The organism is Methylobacterium sp. NMS14P (assembly GCF_028583545.1).
Classification (GTDB): Bacteria; Pseudomonadota; Alphaproteobacteria; order Rhizobiales; family Beijerinckiaceae; genus Methylobacterium.
Genome location: NZ_CP087107.1, coordinates 180,394 through 195,282 on the forward strand (window position 1 = coordinate 180,394; position 14,889 = coordinate 195,282).

The 14,889-nt window shown below is 71.3% G+C and carries 16 protein-coding genes; 5 read left to right on the forward strand and 11 right to left on the reverse strand.

The genetic code is table 11. The annotated features are described in order from the left end of the window. Position 1: 1 nt before the first annotated feature. Positions 2 to 856: an alpha/beta fold hydrolase gene (locus LOK46_RS30665; protein ID WP_273565117.1), complete on the reverse strand. Its 855-nt coding sequence runs from the start codon at positions 854 to 856 to the stop codon at positions 2 to 4. A gap of 289 nt (positions 857 to 1,145) precedes the next feature. Here LOK46_RS30665 and LOK46_RS32885 point away from each other — a divergent pair, with 289 nt between their 5' ends. The 3 genes from LOK46_RS32885 (at position 1,146) to LOK46_RS30685 (ending at position 3,466) form a co-directional block, all read left to right on the forward strand. Further along, a complete protein-coding gene (locus LOK46_RS32885; protein WP_337251982.1) occupies positions 1,146 to 1,496 on the forward strand; it encodes a hypothetical protein in 351 nt (116 codons plus the stop codon). 220 nt (positions 1,497 to 1,716) lie between these two features. Continuing rightward, positions 1,717 to 2,706, forward strand: coding sequence for an alpha/beta fold hydrolase (locus LOK46_RS30680; protein ID WP_273565118.1), 990 nt, complete (start codon positions 1,717 to 1,719; stop codon positions 2,704 to 2,706). A 340-nt stretch (positions 2,707 to 3,046) separates the two neighbouring features. Next, complete coding sequence (locus tag LOK46_RS30685; protein ID WP_273565218.1) at positions 3,047 to 3,466, forward strand: RidA family protein; 420 nt, start codon at positions 3,047 to 3,049, stop codon at positions 3,464 to 3,466. A gap of 89 nt (positions 3,467 to 3,555) precedes the next feature. On the opposite strand, the gene urtA is transcribed toward LOK46_RS30685, so the two are convergent. The 9 genes from urtA to LOK46_RS30730 all read right to left on the reverse strand — a co-directional run bounded on the left by urtA (position 3,556) and on the right by LOK46_RS30730 (position 11,850). After that, positions 3,556 to 4,788 (reverse strand): urea ABC transporter substrate-binding protein, encoded by a 1,233-nt coding sequence (gene urtA, locus LOK46_RS30690; RefSeq protein ID WP_273565219.1) that lies wholly within the window; start codon positions 4,786 to 4,788, stop codon positions 3,556 to 3,558. Between the two features lie 177 nt (positions 4,789 to 4,965). Next, entirely contained in the window at positions 4,966 to 5,802 is an 837-nt protein-coding gene (locus LOK46_RS30695) for an urease accessory protein UreD (RefSeq protein WP_273565119.1), read from the reverse strand. Between the two features lie 2 nt (positions 5,803 to 5,804). Continuing rightward, positions 5,805 to 6,431: an urease accessory protein UreG gene (gene ureG / locus LOK46_RS30700; RefSeq protein ID WP_273565120.1), complete on the reverse strand. Its 627-nt coding sequence runs from the start codon at positions 6,429 to 6,431 to the stop codon at positions 5,805 to 5,807. Between the two features lie 42 nt (positions 6,432 to 6,473). Continuing rightward, positions 6,474 to 8,186 (reverse strand): urease subunit alpha, encoded by a 1,713-nt coding sequence (gene ureC, locus LOK46_RS30705; RefSeq protein ID WP_273565121.1) that lies wholly within the window; start codon positions 8,184 to 8,186, stop codon positions 6,474 to 6,476. A gap of 10 nt (positions 8,187 to 8,196) precedes the next feature. Next, the gene (locus LOK46_RS30710; RefSeq protein WP_273565122.1) at positions 8,197 to 8,892 is read right to left on the reverse strand and encodes an urease subunit beta; all 696 of its coding nucleotides are present in this window, start codon (positions 8,890 to 8,892) and stop codon (positions 8,197 to 8,199) included. A gap of 10 nt (positions 8,893 to 8,902) precedes the next feature. Continuing rightward, positions 8,903 to 9,586 (reverse strand): urease accessory protein UreF, encoded by a 684-nt coding sequence (locus tag LOK46_RS30715; protein ID WP_273565123.1) that lies wholly within the window; start codon positions 9,584 to 9,586, stop codon positions 8,903 to 8,905. Beyond that, positions 9,580 to 10,044 (reverse strand): urease accessory protein UreE, encoded by a 465-nt coding sequence (gene ureE, locus LOK46_RS30720; RefSeq protein WP_273565124.1) that lies wholly within the window; start codon positions 10,042 to 10,044, stop codon positions 9,580 to 9,582. The genes LOK46_RS30715 and ureE overlap by 7 nt, the downstream gene beginning before the upstream one ends. 266 nt (positions 10,045 to 10,310) lie before the next feature. Beyond that, a complete protein-coding gene (locus LOK46_RS30725) occupies positions 10,311 to 11,105 on the reverse strand; it encodes an ABC transporter permease (protein WP_273565125.1) in 795 nt (264 codons plus the stop codon). Positions 11,106 to 11,268: 163 nt separating this feature from the next. Continuing rightward, positions 11,269 to 11,850 (reverse strand): DUF308 domain-containing protein, encoded by a 582-nt coding sequence (locus LOK46_RS30730; RefSeq protein ID WP_273565126.1) that lies wholly within the window; start codon positions 11,848 to 11,850, stop codon positions 11,269 to 11,271. Between the two features lie 165 nt (positions 11,851 to 12,015). Between LOK46_RS30730 and LOK46_RS30735 the strand changes: the two genes are divergently transcribed. Continuing rightward, the gene (locus LOK46_RS30735; protein ID WP_273565127.1) at positions 12,016 to 12,915 is read left to right on the forward strand and encodes a helix-turn-helix transcriptional regulator; all 900 of its coding nucleotides are present in this window, start codon (positions 12,016 to 12,018) and stop codon (positions 12,913 to 12,915) included. A gap of 59 nt (positions 12,916 to 12,974) precedes the next feature. On the opposite strand, the gene uraH is transcribed toward LOK46_RS30735, so the two are convergent. Beyond that, a complete protein-coding gene (uraH, locus tag LOK46_RS30740) occupies positions 12,975 to 13,328 on the reverse strand; it encodes a hydroxyisourate hydrolase (protein WP_273565128.1) in 354 nt (117 codons plus the stop codon). A gap of 275 nt (positions 13,329 to 13,603) precedes the next feature. Between uraH and LOK46_RS30745 the strand changes: the two genes are divergently transcribed. Continuing rightward, complete coding sequence (locus LOK46_RS30745; protein ID WP_273565129.1) at positions 13,604 to 14,869, forward strand: urate hydroxylase PuuD; 1,266 nt, start codon at positions 13,604 to 13,606, stop codon at positions 14,867 to 14,869. Positions 14,870 to 14,889 lie beyond the last annotated feature (20 nt).

Here is a 14,889-nt window from a genome sequence, read left to right on the forward strand (position 1 = left end):
TTCAGGCCTTCAGGAAGCCCGCGATCGCCTCCGCGATGGCGGCGGCGTGCGTCTCCAGGGCGAAGTGCCCCGTGTCGAGGAAGTGCACCTGCGCGTCCGGGATGTCGCGGCGGAACGCCTCCGCTCCGGCTGGCAGGAAGAACGGGTCGTTCCGGCCCCAGATCGCCAGCAATTTCGGCCGCTGCGCGCGGAAATAGGCCTGGAAGGCGGGATACAGCGCAACGTTACTGGCGTAATTGCCGAACAGGTCGAGCTGGATCTCGTCGACTTCCGGCCGCTGGATGTACCACGCGTCGAGGGCACTCCCGTCCGGCGAGACCAGCGCGGTGTCCGGCACGCCGTGCTCGTACTGCCAGCGGATCGAGGCCGGGGTCAGCAGCGCGCGCAGCGCCTGCCGGTTGGCGTCGCTGGGGTCCTGCCAGTAGCGCTGGATCGGGTTCCAGCCCTCGCTCAGTCCCTCCGCGTAGGCGTTGCCGTTCTGCGAGACGATGGCCGTGACCCGCTCCGGATGCGCCGTGGCCACGCGGAAGCCGGTGGGCGCGCCGTAGTCGAAGACGTAGAGCGCGTAAGTGTTCAACCCGATCACCTCGGTGAAGCGGCCGATGACCTGCGCGAGCGCGTCGAAGCTGTAGGTGAAGGTGGCGCGCGGCTTGATCTCCGAGAGGTCGAAGCCCGGCAGGTCGGGTGCGACGAGGTGGAAGCGGTCCGCCAGGAGGGGGATCAGGTCTCGGAACATGTGGCCGGACGACGGGAAGCCGTGCAGCAGCAGGAGCGTCGGCTTCGACGGGTCGCCGGCCTCGCGATAGAAGATCTCCAAGCCGTCGACGTCGGCGGTGCGGTACGCGATCTGGGTCATGGTCGGCATCCTTCGGTGTGCGGGTGGGGGCCAGGCGCCGGGATCCGGCCCGGACGGGGACGAGCGGTTCGGCGGGTCGGGGCGGCGTCAGCCGCCCGCGGCCGCTCCCGCCGGTTCGGCAACCGCGCGGTCCTGATCGAGCCTCCGGCGCAGGTCGGCGTTCTCGGCCTCCAGCGCCTGCAGGCGGTCCCGTAACGGCTTCACCGCCGCGGCGATCTCGCCCTCGGTGAAGCGCGGCGTGATGTGCTGCGGGCAGTTCCAGTCGAAGGCCCGAAGGTGCAGGACGACGATGCCGTCCGGCCTGCCGCGCGGTCGTGAGGCTCGCGGTCAGGGCCGGATCGTCGGTGAGGGCCTTCACCTCGGCCTCGGCGTAGATCTTCAGCCGCTGCCGGCCGGGATAATCCGTCAGGATCAGCGCCACGCGGTTGTCGGTCTCACGCAGGTTCTGTCGTACCAGGCAGCCCCCCTCGTCGCGGCGGGGCGGCAGGCGCTGGTGCTGCGACCGTTCGAGCTCGATCCGATCCCGGTCAGCCTCGTCCATGTCGGGCACGGACGGGTCCCGCTCAAGGTGCGGGCGTTCCTCGACTTCGCGATACCGCGCATCCGCGCCGGCCTCGAGGGGATCGGCGGTCTGTCGTAAGCGGATACCTCGCCGCGACGTCCGTCGATTGTTTCACGGCACGGAAGGGTGAATTGCAGCAACACCCTGTTCTGATCCGCGCCGCGTCCCTGCATCATGGTCTCGCCGTCGGGTTCGCGCGTCCAGGCCGCGGCCCGGTCTGGCGCATCGCCGCTACCACCGACGGTCGCGCCGTTCGGCCGATCCCGATGGATCCCGCCCCGCCAGTCTGAGACGCGTCATGATGCGATACGAGCACGGATTCGAGGCGGCCGGGCGGGGATTTGCCGGCGCGACGCGGCGGCATCTGCTCGCCGGCGGTGTGCTGGCGACGGGCGTCGGGGTGGGTGCCGCGCGGGCGGAGGCCGGCCCCGCGCGGGCCGGCGAGGTCCGCCACGGCACCGTCCGGGCCGACGGCGTGGACGTCTTCTACCGGGAGGCCGGCCGCCCCGACGCCCCTGTCCTCCTGCTGCTGCACGGCTTCGCCAATTCGTCCTTCTACTTCCGGCACCTCATGCCGAAGCTGGCCGATCGCTTCCGCCTGATCGCGCCCGACCTGCCCTCCTTCGGGTTCACGCACGTCCCGGAGGATCGCCCCTACGTCTACGACTTCGCGTCGCTGTCGCGCACGATGGAGGCGTTCGTCGACGCGCTCGGCCTCGACCGCTACATCCTCTACACGTTCGATTACGGGGCGCCGGTCGGGTGGGATCTCGCGCTCGCCCATCCCGACCGCGTCGCCGGCATCGTGTCCCAGAACGGCAACGCCTATCTGGACGGGCTCGGCGAGGCGGCCTGGGCGCCGCTGCGGGCCTACTGGGCCGCGCCGAACGCGGCCGCCGTCGAGGCGATCCGCGCCCGCATGACCCTCGACGGCGTCAAGGCCGCCTATGTCCACGGGGTGACCGACCCGTCCCGCATCGAGCCCGAGGCGTACACGCTCGACGCGGCCATCCTGGCGCGGCCGGGCAATGCCGACCGTCAGGTCACGCTGAAGCTCGACTACAAGCGCAATCTCGAGCGTTACCCGCTGATCCAGGCCTTCTTCCGCGCGCGCCGCCCGAAACTCCTCGCCGTCTGGGGGCGCAACGACCCGTTCTTCATCCCGCCCGGAGCCGAAGCGTTCCGGCGCGACATCCCGGAGGCGCGCGTCACCTTCCTCGACACCGGGCATTTCGCCCTCGAGACGGACGGCGACGCGATCGCCGAGGAGATCCGACGCTTCTTCTGAGCCTCGCCGCCGGCCAGGAACGGGCTACGCCATCGCTCGCCGTTCGCGTGCGGCAGGCCTCGTCCAAGGCGGGCGCCGGCTCAGGCCAGATCACCGCCCTCCCCGCAAGCCGTCCACCGCGTTTCGGACGATGGCACCCGTCCGATCCGCGCCGACCGGCACGATCGGGTCTGGGGCGATCGGGATGCGCGGGGGCGGCTCGGATCCGGCCGCCGAGTCCGACACTAGCCCGGGCCTGAGCGGGACCCTACGGTCGCGGACCTGGATCAGGGTGATCGGGCAGGTCGAGCCCGTCGAAAGGGAGATCGCGGTGCCGCAGCCTCACTCAGCCTCGTCAGCCATGCTGTTTCACATGGTCTCCGGAGGGCCGCAGCCGGTCGCCCCGTTCAGCCACGCGGTCGAGGTCGACGGATTCGTCTTCGTCACCGGCCAGATGCCCGACACCCCGGACAGGCCCGGCGTCCTGCCCGACGGGATCGAGGCGCAGACCCGCAACGTGATGGCCAATCTCGGAACGGTCCTGGCGGGTCTCGGTCTGGGCCTCGAGAACGTCGTCGTCGCGCGCGCGTTCCTGACGGAGTTCAAGCGCGACTACGCCGCCTTCAACAGCACTTACAAGTCCTTCTTCCCGCCCGACCGGCTGCCGGCCCGGACCTGCGTGGGCACGACGGGGCTCGCCTACGACGCCCTGGTCGAGATCGACCTGATCGCCCATCGCGGCGGCGCGGCGTCCCCGGCGCCGGACGCGCGACCGGACTGAGCCGCGTCCTCCGCGCGGGGGGCGATGCCCCGCGGCAACGCTGCCCGACCCGGCCTCGCCGCTCTCGCCGGGTCACCCGGTCGCGCGCCTCACTGGTAGCCTTTCGGGAACGGGTCGGGCTTGATCAGCTCGGGACTGGTGTAGACGATCTCGAACTGGCCGTCGGTCTTGGCCCGGCCGACCCGGGTCTTCGACCAGAGATGGTGATTCCCGTCGATCTTCACGTAGCCCTCCGGCGCCCCCTTGAACTCGAGGCCCGGGGAGGCCGCCACGACCTTGTCGACGTCGAACGATCCGGCCTTCTCGCAGGCCATCTTCCACAGGAACGGGCCGAGATAGGCCGCCTGCGTCACGTCGCCGATGACGGTCTTCTCGCCCCACATCTTCTTGAACGCGGCCACGAACGCCTTGTTGTTGTCGTTCTGGATCGACTCGAAGTACTTCATGCACGAGTAGGCCCCGGCGATGTTCTCGCCGCCGATGCCGTCGACCTCGTCCTCGGTGACCGACAGCGTCATCAGCACCTGCTTCGACAGGTCGATGCCGGCCGCCTTGAGCTGCTTGTAGAACGCCACGTTCGAGCCGCCCACGATCGTGGCGAAGATCACCTTGGGCTTGGTGAGCTTGATCTTGTTGATCACCGAGTTGAACTGCGTGTGTCCGAGGGGGAAGTACTCCTCGCCGACGACCTTGCCCTTGAGCACGGTCTCGATGTGCCGGCGGGCGATCTTGTTGGAGGTGCGCGGCCAGATGTAGTCCGAACCGATGAAGTAGAAGCTGTCGCCGCCCTTCTCCTTGTGGACCCAGTCGAGCCCGGCGAGGATCTGCTGCGTGGCTTCCTGGCCCGTGTAGAAGACGTTCTTCGACTGCTCCAGGCCCTCGTAGAAGGTCGGGTAGTACAGAAGGCCGTTGTACTGCTCGAACACCGGCAGCACCGCCTTGCGCGAGGCCGAGGTGAAGCAGCCGAACACGGCGGCGCAGTGGTCGTTGACCAGCAGCTTCTTGGCCTTCTCGGCGAAGGTCGGCCAGTCGGACGCGCCGTCCTCCTGGATGATCTTGATCTTGCGGCCGAGCACGCCGCCGGCCTCGTTGATCTGCTGGATCGCGAGCTTCTCGCCCTGGCTCGGCCCGGTCTCGGAGATCGCCATGGTGCCGGTGATCGAGTGCAGGATGCCGACCGTCACCTCGCTGTCGGTCACCGCCAGAGCGCCGGCCTCGGCGGCCGCCGCGACGCGCGGCAGCGATGCCGCGAGCGGCGCCGCCGCCAGCCCGAGCAGCAGGCGTCGGCGGAGGGTGAAGTGCGCGGGATCGTCTGTCGCCATGGCGGGCTGGTCCTTCAGATCGTTCGAGAAGGTGGGTCGCCCCATCCGCACCGGATCAGCCGTCACGCACGGGATCGTCTCCTTGCGCACATTTCTTCCAAAGAAAATAAATTTCCTCAAGATGAAAACATCGGCAGCTTGCCCATATCGGCGGCGGCCTGCCCGAGCGCCGGCCTCCTATTTGCGGCGGCGTGCCGGCGCGAGGCCGGTCAGCGCCGCGAAGGCGCGGCCGGCGGCCGCCTCCAGCCCCGCCGCCAGGGTGCCGCCGTCGGGCGCCAGGAGCCGGAGGCCGAGTCCGGCCGCGTTCGGCAGCGGGCTGAGTCCGGCCCGACAGCCGGTGCGGTCGGCCGCGGCCTGGACGTCCCCGGGGTCCGGCAGGCACGGGGCCGGCCCGAGGATGACGAGGGCGCCGTAGGCCCGCCACGGACCGAGCGGCGAGGCCGGATCATGGAACTCGGCGCCGGCGATGCGGGCCCGCTCGCGGACCAGGACTGCCCCCGCCGCCGTCTCGATGCCGAGGCCGAGCTCGACCTGCTCGAACGGCCTGCCGCGGCCTTCCGGGTCGTGGCAGGCGATGCTCTCGGACACGACGGCCCGGGCGCCGGGCTCGAGCGTGATCTGGGTCGAGGCGGAGAGGGCGGCGCCGGGGAACAGGATCAGGGGATCGGGCACGCAGTGCAGGAAGGCGTCCGCGCCGACGCGGATCCGCGTGTCCTGGCGGGCCGGCTGATCGGCGCTGCGATGCACGACCGTGGCGGCCTGAGTGGTGACGTGCGCCTCCGACCCCGGGCCCATCGCGATGTCGAGGCCGAGACGGTCGCCGCGGTAGAGGCCGCCGGAGGCCGACTGCAGGTACAGGGTGATCAGCTCCGGCCGCTGCGGATACAGGCGGAACGGCTTCGTGATGTGGAACGGGTACGGCACGTGCTGGTCGGCGAGCACGCTGGTGCCGCCGCCGCGCACGAAGCCGAGGCGGGCCGTCGCGCGGCGGCCGGTCTGGACGTCGTCGGGCACGGCTAGGGCGTGAACAGCACGGCCCGGCCGATGGCATCCGCCACCTGGTCGATGCCGAGGCCCGCGCGCGCGTTCGTGGCGATGACCGGCTTGCCGCCCCGGACCCGCGCGGCCTCCGCGAGCATCCCGTCGAGGTCGACGCCGACATGCGGCGCGAGGTCGATCTTGTTGATCACGAGGAGGTCGCAGCGCAGCACGCCCGGGCCGCGCTTGCGCGGGATGTCGTCGCCGCCGGCCACGTCGATCACGAAGATCCACCAGTCCACGAGGTCGAGGGAGAAGGTCGAGGCGAGATTGTCGCCGCCGGATTCGAAGACGAGCAGCTGCAGGCCCGGGAAGCGCGCCTCCAGCGCGTCGCCCGCGGCGATGTTGAGGGTCGGGTCCTCCCGGATCACCGTGTGCGGGCAGGCCCCGGCCTCCACCGCCTCGACGCGGCTCGGATCGATCAGCCCGGAGCGGCGCAGCCGCTCGGCATCCTCCTTGGTGACGAGATCGTTCGTGATCACCGCGAGATCGACGCCGCGCGCCTGCAGCACGGGGATCAGCCGCTCGATCAGCGCGGTCTTGCCGGATCCGACCGGGCCGCCGATCCCGATCCGGGCGGCGCTCGCGGGAGTCACGTCGGTCATGGGGAGCTGGGCCGTGAGAGGGGTGTCGGGGTTCGGCGCCGCTCAGCGCAGCATGTAGCGCTGGGCGAGCGGCAGGGTCCGGGCCGGCTCGCAGGTGGCGAGCACGCCGTCGACGAAGACGTCGAAGGTCTGCGGGTCGACGCGGATCTCCGGGCAGGCGTCGTTCCAGAGCATGTCGGCCTTCGTCAGGGTGCGGGTCCCGCGGGCGGGCAGGAGCGCCTTGCGGAGGCCGAGCCGGCCGCCGAGATCGGCCTCGATCGCCAGGGGGTGGACGAAGCAGGCCGAGAGCGCCTGCTTGGCGCGCCCGAAGGCGCCCCATTGCGGGCGCATCAGCACCGGCTCGCAGGTCATGAGCGAGGCGGCGGAATCGCCCATCGCGCCCCAGGCGATGAAGCCGCCCTTGATCACGAGCTCCGGCTTGATCCCGAAGAAGGCCGGCCGCCAGACGACGATGTCGGCCATCTTGCCGGGCTCCAGCGAGCCGATATGGTCCTGGATGCCGAAGGTGCGCGCCGCGTTGATCGTGTACTTGGCGATGTAGCGCTTGATCCGGGCATTGTCGCCGAAGCCCGGCCTCTCCTCGGGGAGCGGGCCGCGCTGGTCCTTCATCTTCGAGGCGAGCTGCCACGTCCGGCAGATGACCTCGTGGATCCGGCCCATGCCCTGGCTGTCGGAGCCGAGCATCGCGATCGCCCCGATGTCGTGGAGCACGTCCTCGGCCGCGATGGTCTGGGCGCGGATGCGGCTCTCCGCGAAGGCCACGTCCTCCGGCAGGGCCGGGTTCAGGTGGTGGCACACCATCGTCATGTCGAGGTGCTCGTCGAAGGTGTTGACCGTGTAGGGGTTGGTCGGGTTCGTCGACGACGGCAGGCAGTGCGGCAGTCCGGCGACCCGGATGATGTCCGGCGCGTGGCCGCCCCCGGCCCCCTCCGTGTGGTACATGTGGATGGTGCGGCCGCCGATCGCCGCCAGCGTGTCCTCCACGAAGCCCGACTCGTTCAGCGTGTCGGTGTGGAGCTGGACCTGGAAGTCGTAGGCGTCGGCGAAGCCCAGGCAGGCGTCGATCGCGGCCGGCATCGCGCCCCAGTCCTCGTGGATCTTGAGGCCGAGGACGCCGGTCTCGAGCTGCTCCTTCAGGGCGGCCGGCCGGTGGGTGTTGCCGCGCCCGAGGAAGCCGAAATTGACCGGCCAGGCCTCGGCGGCCTGGAGCATCCGGCCGGTGTTGAACGGGCCGCCGGAATCGATGCCGACCGTGATCGGCCCCAGCGAGCCGCCGAGCAGGGTCGTGACGCCGGACGCGATCGCGTGGTCCGGCAGGCCGGCGGAGTCGAAGTGCACGTGCACGTCGATGGCCCCGGGCGTGGCGATCAGGCCCTCGCAGTCCCGCACCGTCGTCCCGGCCGACACGATCAGGCGCGGGTCGACGCCGTCCATGATCGCCGGGTTGCCGGCCTTGCCGAGCGCCACGATCCGCCCGTCCTTGATGCCGAGATCGCCCTTCCGGATGCCGAGGACGGGGTCGATCACCACGACATTGCAGAGGAGGAAGTCGAGCGCCCCCTGCGCGGCGGTCACCCCGGGCGCCATCCCGATCCCGTCGCGCAGGGTCTTGCCGCCGCCGTGCAGGCACTCGTCCCCGTAGACGGCGTGGTCGTGCTCGACGACCGCCACCAGGGAGGTGTCGGCGAGCCGCACCCCGTCCCCGGTGGTCGGCCCGTAGAGGGCGGCGTAGTCGCGGCGCGGGATCGTCACCATGGCGTTCTCCTCAGGCGCCCTTGAAGCCGCGGGCCCTGGCGCGGGCGAGCGCCGCCGCCCGCGCCGCGTCGTCGGGCAGGGTCCCCTGCGTCAGGTCGTTGAGCCCGGTCAGCTCCCGGGCGCCGCCGAAGCCGACCAGCGTCACGGTCTTGCGCTGGCCCGGCTCGAAGCGGATCGCCGTCCCGGCCGGGATGTCGAGGCGGTGTCCCAGGGCCGCCGCCCGGTCGAAGTCGAGCGCCCGGTTCACCTCGAAGAAGTGGTAGTGCGAGCCGATCTGGACCGGGCGGTCGCCGGTGTTGACGACGTCGAGGGTGACCCGCGGGCGGCCCGCGGCGAGCTCGATCGCGCCGTCGGCCGGCAGGATCGCGCCGGGCTCGAGGGTGTCGGCCGGGGCGCCGGCGCGGGCGCGGATCGGCTCGTGGACCGTGACGAGCTTGGTCCCGTCCGGGAAGACGCCCTCGACCTGCAGGATCGGCAGCATGGCGGCGATGCCCGGCATCACGTCCCCGGTCGACAGGATCGTGGAGCCCCAGCCGATGAGGTCGGCGACGCTGCGCCCGTCGCGCGCGCCCTCCAGGATCTCGTCGGTGATGAGGGCCACAGCCTCCGGGTAGTTGAGCTTGAGGCCGCGGGCCCGGCGCTTGCGGGCGAGCTCTGCCGCGGTGAAGATCGTGAGACGTTCCAGCTCGGTGGGCGTGAGCAGCATCGCGCGCTCCCTAATTGGCGAACAGGCGCAGGTCGGCGCGCGCGTGCCGCATCGCGGCGACCTCGATCAGCGGCGTGAAGCCCGTGAGGACGATCGCGCCCTCGGGGTCGTCCGATACCGGCCGCTCGGCGATCTCGGCGACGAGCGGCAGCACTGCCTGGAGGGCCTGCTGGCCCTGGATGGCGCCGACCTGACCGAGCCGGACCGTGGCCGAGACGAGGCCGGAGACGAGCTGATAGCCGGCGATGGCCGCCGCCTCCGGTTCCGACAGGTCGAGCGCGCGCCACAGGGCACCCTGCACGGTGGCGAGGTGCCCCAGCATGAGCCCGGACCGGATGGCGGCGCGGAGATCCGCGGCACCCGGTGTCGCGAGCCGCGCGTGCGTGGTCAGCAGGGAGGCGCCGTTGCGCCGGCTGCCCGTGCGCATCGCCTCGACGAGCGCGGCCGCCTCCACGGCGGCGTCGATGCGGCCGAGCGGGACCGGATCGGGGCCGGCGCGATGGGCGAGGATCAGGGCGACGCGGTCGCTCTCCGCCCAGCGGAAGCGCACCAGGGCCGTGAGCGTCCGGATCAGGCTCTCCGTGTCGAAGGCCGGATCGCTCGCGATGAGCCCCTCGATCCCGTTGGAGAAGGCGAAGCTCCCGCTCGGGAACGCGGTGTCGGCCTGCTGGAGGGACAGGAGCCGGCTCAGCACGGCGCCGCCTCGTCGAGGATGGTGTGGGTCACCTGCCGGTCGGTGACGAGGGCGCCGAGGCGGACGAGGTACGCGTCGGCCGGCCCGTCCAGGGCCACCAGGATGGCTCCGTCGGCGAAGCGCACGCGCCAGTGGAGGTTACCGGCGTGGTAGCCGAGTTCGAGGGCGGCGACCTGGCTCGCCGGGACGAGGCGGAGCCAGCGCTCGGTGCCGACCCGGGCGACGAGGGCGCGATCCGCCTCCAGCACCAGCACGGCCCCGTCGAAGAGCGGCTCGTCCCGCGGCAGGGCGAGGGCGATCTCCTCGCCGGACTGCGTGGTCGCGCGGATCCGCCGCCGGGCGACGTCGGTGCTCGACACGACGAGCACGTCCACCGCGCCGTGATGCGCCAGATGGTGCAGGCGATGCGCCATCTCGGTGTCCTGCCGACTGCCCAGGATGCGATGAATGACGCGCATGTCGGCCGCTCCTCCCCCCGTCCGGATCCGTTCTCGGGAGCGCCTAGCAAAAGCGAGTCCGTCGACGGTCCGGGCGACGCGGCGCCGTCTGAGTCGGGCGGCCCGAACCGGCATCTTCTGGGCGGCCATGCCGGTCCGCGGCCGTCGCGGCCGCGCGGGACGGGCCGGACCCTCACCGGTCCCGACCGCGGCGCCGGGCGGTGGTCCGCCGGCCAGCATCGGAGCCGCGCGACGTGCGAGGACGGGCTCCGGCGGCGCGTCCCCGCTCAGCCCTGCAACCGTCCGCCGCCACGCACGACGAGGCACAGGCCGACACTCGCCGCCGTCAGGCCGAACATGACGACGTAGAGGTGGTCGACCTGAAGTCCGGCGGCCGGGTAGTAGGCCGACCGCATCCATTCGGCCAGTTGCAGGGCCGGATTGAACTTGGCCCAGTGATACAGCCTCTCCGGCAGGTAGCTCGGCAGGAAGAGGACGCCGCTGGAGACGTACAGGATGATGCTGAACAGGGCGTAGCCGATCAGCCACCCGGGGAAGACGCCGATGATCGCCACGTTGATCGTTCCGATCCCGATCCCGAGCGTGATCGCGGCGAGATAGCCGCACACCGCCGTCAGCGGGTCCGCCGGGATCGGGTTCGTGCCGAGGGCGACCAGCACGGCGCTCACGACCAGCAGGGCCAGGAAGCCGGTCACGATCTCGACGAGCACGCGGGAGAACACCAGATCGAACAGCCTCACCTGCGGGTAGTAGGTCAGGGGCCGATTGGTGATCACAGACTTCATGACTTCGCGCGAGATGTACTGGAAGACGAGGACTGGAACGGCGCCTGTCGCGAAGAACAAGGCCCTGTCGTCGCCGAGCGGCGCGGCCAGCTTCTGAACCGTGTAGATCGTGATCAGCACGAAGACGTGGACGCACGGCCAGAGGACGACGACCCCGTAGCCCCACATCGACGCGCCGAAGCGGGTGCGCATGTCGCGCAGGATCAGTGCTTGCAGGACGTGCAGGTAGGCCTCGAACGGACTCTTTCGCGGCTTCGCGCTCGATCGCTCGCCCATGGAACATGGCCTCAGCTGGTCCGACGGCAGTCGGACGGGACGGTGGTGCGGCTGGTCCGACGCTCTCTCAGGGGCGACGGCCGTCCGTCCCCGGTCCCTCGGCGCGGTGTCCGGACGGGCCGAACAGATGATCGGGGTCGGGCGCGCTCGGCCGCACCGTCGCCTAGGCGGCGCGCGCCCGCGACGCGTCCCGCATGAGCGTCACCGTCAGCCAAGCCGCCGAGACGAGGAAATAGAAGGCGCCGAACGCCGCATAGGGCGCGACATCCACGATCCCGGGCACCGCGGCGCCGGCCGCCTGCTTGATGAAGAAGCCTCCGGCGAGCGCCGATTGGGCGCCGCTCAGGACCATGGCCCACTGGGCACCGGCCCTCCAGCGGCGCGCGCCGGTGAGAAGCTGGAACAGGCCCGCGAGGATGGCCCAGGCGCCGAACACAGCGAGCACCGCGTTCGGGCCCCATCCGAGTGCGACGGCGACCGCGATCGCGGTCACCGCGCTGATCGCCGCGTTGAGGGCCTGACTGGGATTGTCCGCGAGGCCGCCGTTGCGCCGCGCGTCGGCCAGGTTGGCGAGCGCGTCCCAGGCGGGATAGGCGACCAGGAGCGCCGCGGCGACGGCCGGCATGCTTCTGCCGAAGGCGAGCGCGGCCGCCACCCAGCCGGCAGCGACCCCGGCACGCACGAAGTAGTAGGCGCTGAGCCAGGGCAAGGCAGGACCGCGATCGCGCTGCGGGTCGGTTCTCATCGTCGGCTCCTTCGTGTACTGAGCGCGGCTCGACGGACCGGATCTATTCGTGAACAAGGCAGATGGACACGATAGATGCCGATTTATAGCTTCGTAGATCCGGATGCGCCGAGCGAATACGCGCTTCGATGGGCCCACGTTTAGGATCGGGAGCCGGCGCCAGCCATGTCGGAAACGCTGGAAAACTTGACCGATCTTCCGGAGGGCGGGCCGCGCAGCGCCGCGTCCGGTGACCTGCTGTCCCACGTGCTCGCGCAGATCCGCCTCACCGGGGACCGCGTCGAGTCCCGGCCGGTCGCGCCGGGCGAGCGCCTGGATCTGGATGCCGGCGCAGGCCACGTCCTCGTGGTGGTCGCGGGCGCCCTCCGCCTCGAAGGCGATGGGGAGCCTCTCGCTCTCGGTGCCGGCGACCTGCTGTTCCTGCCCCACGGCCTCGGAGCCGGGCGATTGGTCGCCTTCGAGGGTGCGGACGTCGTCGTCTGCCGGTTCTGGTTCGATCCCTACAGTCTCCGCAGCATGATCGCGCTCCTGCCGCGGCAGATCTGCATCCGGCGCGAGGAGGGCGCCGGATGGCTCGACGGCCTCGTGCACTTCCTGCTGGTCGAGACGACCGACGCCGAACCCGGCGCGGCCCTGATGATCTCGCGCATCATCGACCTCGCGGTCATACGCACGCTGCGGACCTGGGTTCATCTCGGCCGGACGTCGGGGTGGCTGGCCGGCCTGGCCGATCCCCGCATCGCCCGTGCCCTCAAGGTCATGCACGAGAGGCCGCTGCAGCGCTGGAGCGTGGAGGCCCTGTCGGACGTCGCCGGCATGTCGCGGTCGAGCTTCTGCGAGCGGTTCAACGCGCTCGTCGGTCGCTCACCCCTGCGCTACCAGAACGAGTGGCGCCTGAACCTCGCGCGGGACATGCTCGCCGCGGGCGACGCGCGCGTCGGCGAGATCGGTCTGCGCGTCGGATACGAGTCGGAGGCGGCGTTCAGCCGGGCCTACAAGGCGCTGTTCGGCCATTCGCCCCGGGAGGCGACCGGTCGAGCCGCCGGGGCGCGTCCGGAAAGCTGAGTTCCGGCGCTCCGACGACGTCCCGCACGGGCCGGCCGATCCCGGCCGGGGCCGCAATCTCAGCTTCCGCGGTAGGTCGAGTAGCTCCACGGCGTGATGAGCAGCGGGACGTGATACTTGGCGTCCGGGTCCGAGACGCAGAAGCGCACCGGCACGCGGTCGAGGAACGGTCGCTGGGCGCCGGCACCCGTCCCGGCGAAGTAGGCGCCGACGGCGAAGACGAGCTCGTAGGTCCCGGGCGTCAGGGCGTCGCCCGCAAGCAGAGGCCCGTCGGTCCGCCCGTCGCCGTCGGTCGTGGCCGACGCGACGGTCTCCCCGGTGCCGTCCTCGGCGAGGCGCCGGAGCTCGACGGTGACCCCGGCCGCCGGCTTGCCCGCGGCCGTGTCGAGGACGTGTGTCGAAAGATGGCCCATCGGCGTCCTCCCGGACGGAGAGGCCCGCGCCTGCGGCCCGCTGCGGGCGAAGGTCTGTCGGGCTGAAGGAGACGGGCGAGAGGAGCACGGGGCAGGGGCTCGGACAACCCGGAAAGCGCCCGGCATTTTCCGAACGATTTTGAAGGTCCTTGGCGCCGGGGCGGGTCGCTGCCGGCCTCGGTTCCGGGCACACCCGGGGCAGCGGCTCGGGCCGAACCACGAGCCGCGATCGAGGCCGAACCCGGCCCCGTGACAGATCGCGGAGGATCCGTCCCATGTATCCGATCCTGCACGAATGGGGCGGGTTCCTCATTCGATGGACCCATGTCGTCGCGGCGATCGCCTGGATCGGCGCGTCGTTCTACTTCATGCATCTCGACGCCAGCTTGCGCGCCATTCCGGCAATCCCGACCGGCAAGGGCGGCGAGGCCTGGGAGGTGCACGGCGGCGGCTTCTACCAGGTGCGCAAGTATCTCGTCGCGCCCGACCGGATGCCGGAGCACCTGATCTGGCACAAGTGGCAATCCTACGCGACCTGGCTGTCGGGCTTCTCGCTGCTGTGCTGGGTCTATTACGGTCAGGCCGACCTCTACCTGATCGATCCGGCGGTCCGCGTGATCACGCCGATGACCGGGGCGGCCATCGGCCTCGGCGCCCTCGCCCTCGGCTGGCTGATCTATGACGGGCTCAACCGCTCGCCCCTGGCCAACCGGCCGCCGCTGCTCGCGGCCGCCGTGTTCCTCACCGTGGTCGCCTTCGCGTACGGCTTCCAGCAGGTCTTCTCCGGCCGGGCCGCGATGCTGCACACCGGCGCGGTGATCGCGACCTGGATGACCGGCAACGTCTTCCTCGTCATCATGCCCAACCAGCGCAAGGCGATCGCCGAGCTGGTCGCGGGCCGGGTCCCGAACCCCGCCTGGGGCAAGCAGGCGAAGAACCGCTCGTCCCACAACAACTACCTGACGCTGCCGGTGCTGTTCTTCATGCTGTCCGGCCACTACCCGATGGCGTGGTCCTCGCCCTACAGCTGGACCATCGTCGGCCTCGTGGTGATCGCGGGCGGCGTCGTCCGCCACTACTTCAACGTGCGCAACGCCGGCGGGGGCGACCGCTGGTGGACCTGGGGCGTCGCGACGGCCTGCGTGGCCGCGGCGGTCGCGATCAGCGTCGCCTCCTCGCCGGGCGCCCGCGAGCGGATCGGCCTGTCGGCCACCGCCGAGCCGGCCCCGACCTCGGCCCCGGCCCCGGCGATCAGCCTCGCGGCAGCCGGGACGGGCGCGCTCGAGGGCCCCGCGGTCGACGACGCCGTGATGGCCGTGGTCGGGACGCGCTGCGCCATGTGCCACGCCGCCGAGCCCCTGTGGCCGGGCATGACGAGCCCACCCAAGGGCGTGCTCCTCGACAGCCCCGAGCACGTCGCGCGCTTCGCGCCGGCCATCCGCCTGCAGGCCGTCCTGACCCACGCGATGCCGCCGAACAACATCACCGACATGCAGCCCGAGGAGCGCGAGGCGCTCGCCCGCTGGCTCGACGCGCGATAACCGTCGGACCCCTTCCGCGC

Bases quoted from the DNA above. Each gene is read 5' to 3' on its own strand.
- LOK46_RS30665 (WP_273565117.1), bottom strand. From the start codon at position 856: ATGACCCAGATCGCGTACCGCACCGCCGACGTCGACGGCTTGGAGATC.
- LOK46_RS32885 (WP_337251982.1), top strand. From the start codon at position 1,146: ATGCCGTCCGGCCTGCCGCGCGGTCGTGAGGCTCGCGGTCAGGGCCGG.
- LOK46_RS30680 (WP_273565118.1), top strand. From the start codon at position 1,717: ATGATGCGATACGAGCACGGATTCGAGGCGGCCGGGCGGGGATTTGCC.
- LOK46_RS30685 (WP_273565218.1), top strand. From the start codon at position 3,047: ATGCTGTTTCACATGGTCTCCGGAGGGCCGCAGCCGGTCGCCCCGTTC.
- urtA (WP_273565219.1), bottom strand. From the start codon at position 4,788: ATGGCGACAGACGATCCCGCGCACTTCACCCTCCGCCGACGCCTGCTG.
- ureG (WP_273565120.1), bottom strand. From the start codon at position 6,431: ATGACCGACGTGACTCCCGCGAGCGCCGCCCGGATCGGGATCGGCGGC.
- ureC (WP_273565121.1), bottom strand. From the start codon at position 8,186: ATGGTGACGATCCCGCGCCGCGACTACGCCGCCCTCTACGGGCCGACC.
- LOK46_RS30710 (WP_273565122.1), bottom strand. From the start codon at position 8,892: ATGCTGCTCACGCCCACCGAGCTGGAACGTCTCACGATCTTCACCGCG.
- ureE (WP_273565124.1), bottom strand. From the start codon at position 10,044: ATGCGCGTCATTCATCGCATCCTGGGCAGTCGGCAGGACACCGAGATG.
- LOK46_RS30725 (WP_273565125.1), bottom strand. From the start codon at position 11,105: ATGGGCGAGCGATCGAGCGCGAAGCCGCGAAAGAGTCCGTTCGAGGCC.
- LOK46_RS30730 (WP_273565126.1), bottom strand. From the start codon at position 11,850: ATGAGAACCGACCCGCAGCGCGATCGCGGTCCTGCCTTGCCCTGGCTC.
- LOK46_RS30735 (WP_273565127.1), top strand. From the start codon at position 12,016: ATGTCGGAAACGCTGGAAAACTTGACCGATCTTCCGGAGGGCGGGCCG.
- uraH (WP_273565128.1), bottom strand. From the start codon at position 13,328: ATGGGCCATCTTTCGACACACGTCCTCGACACGGCCGCGGGCAAGCCG.
- LOK46_RS30745 (WP_273565129.1), top strand. From the start codon at position 13,604: ATGTATCCGATCCTGCACGAATGGGGCGGGTTCCTCATTCGATGGACC.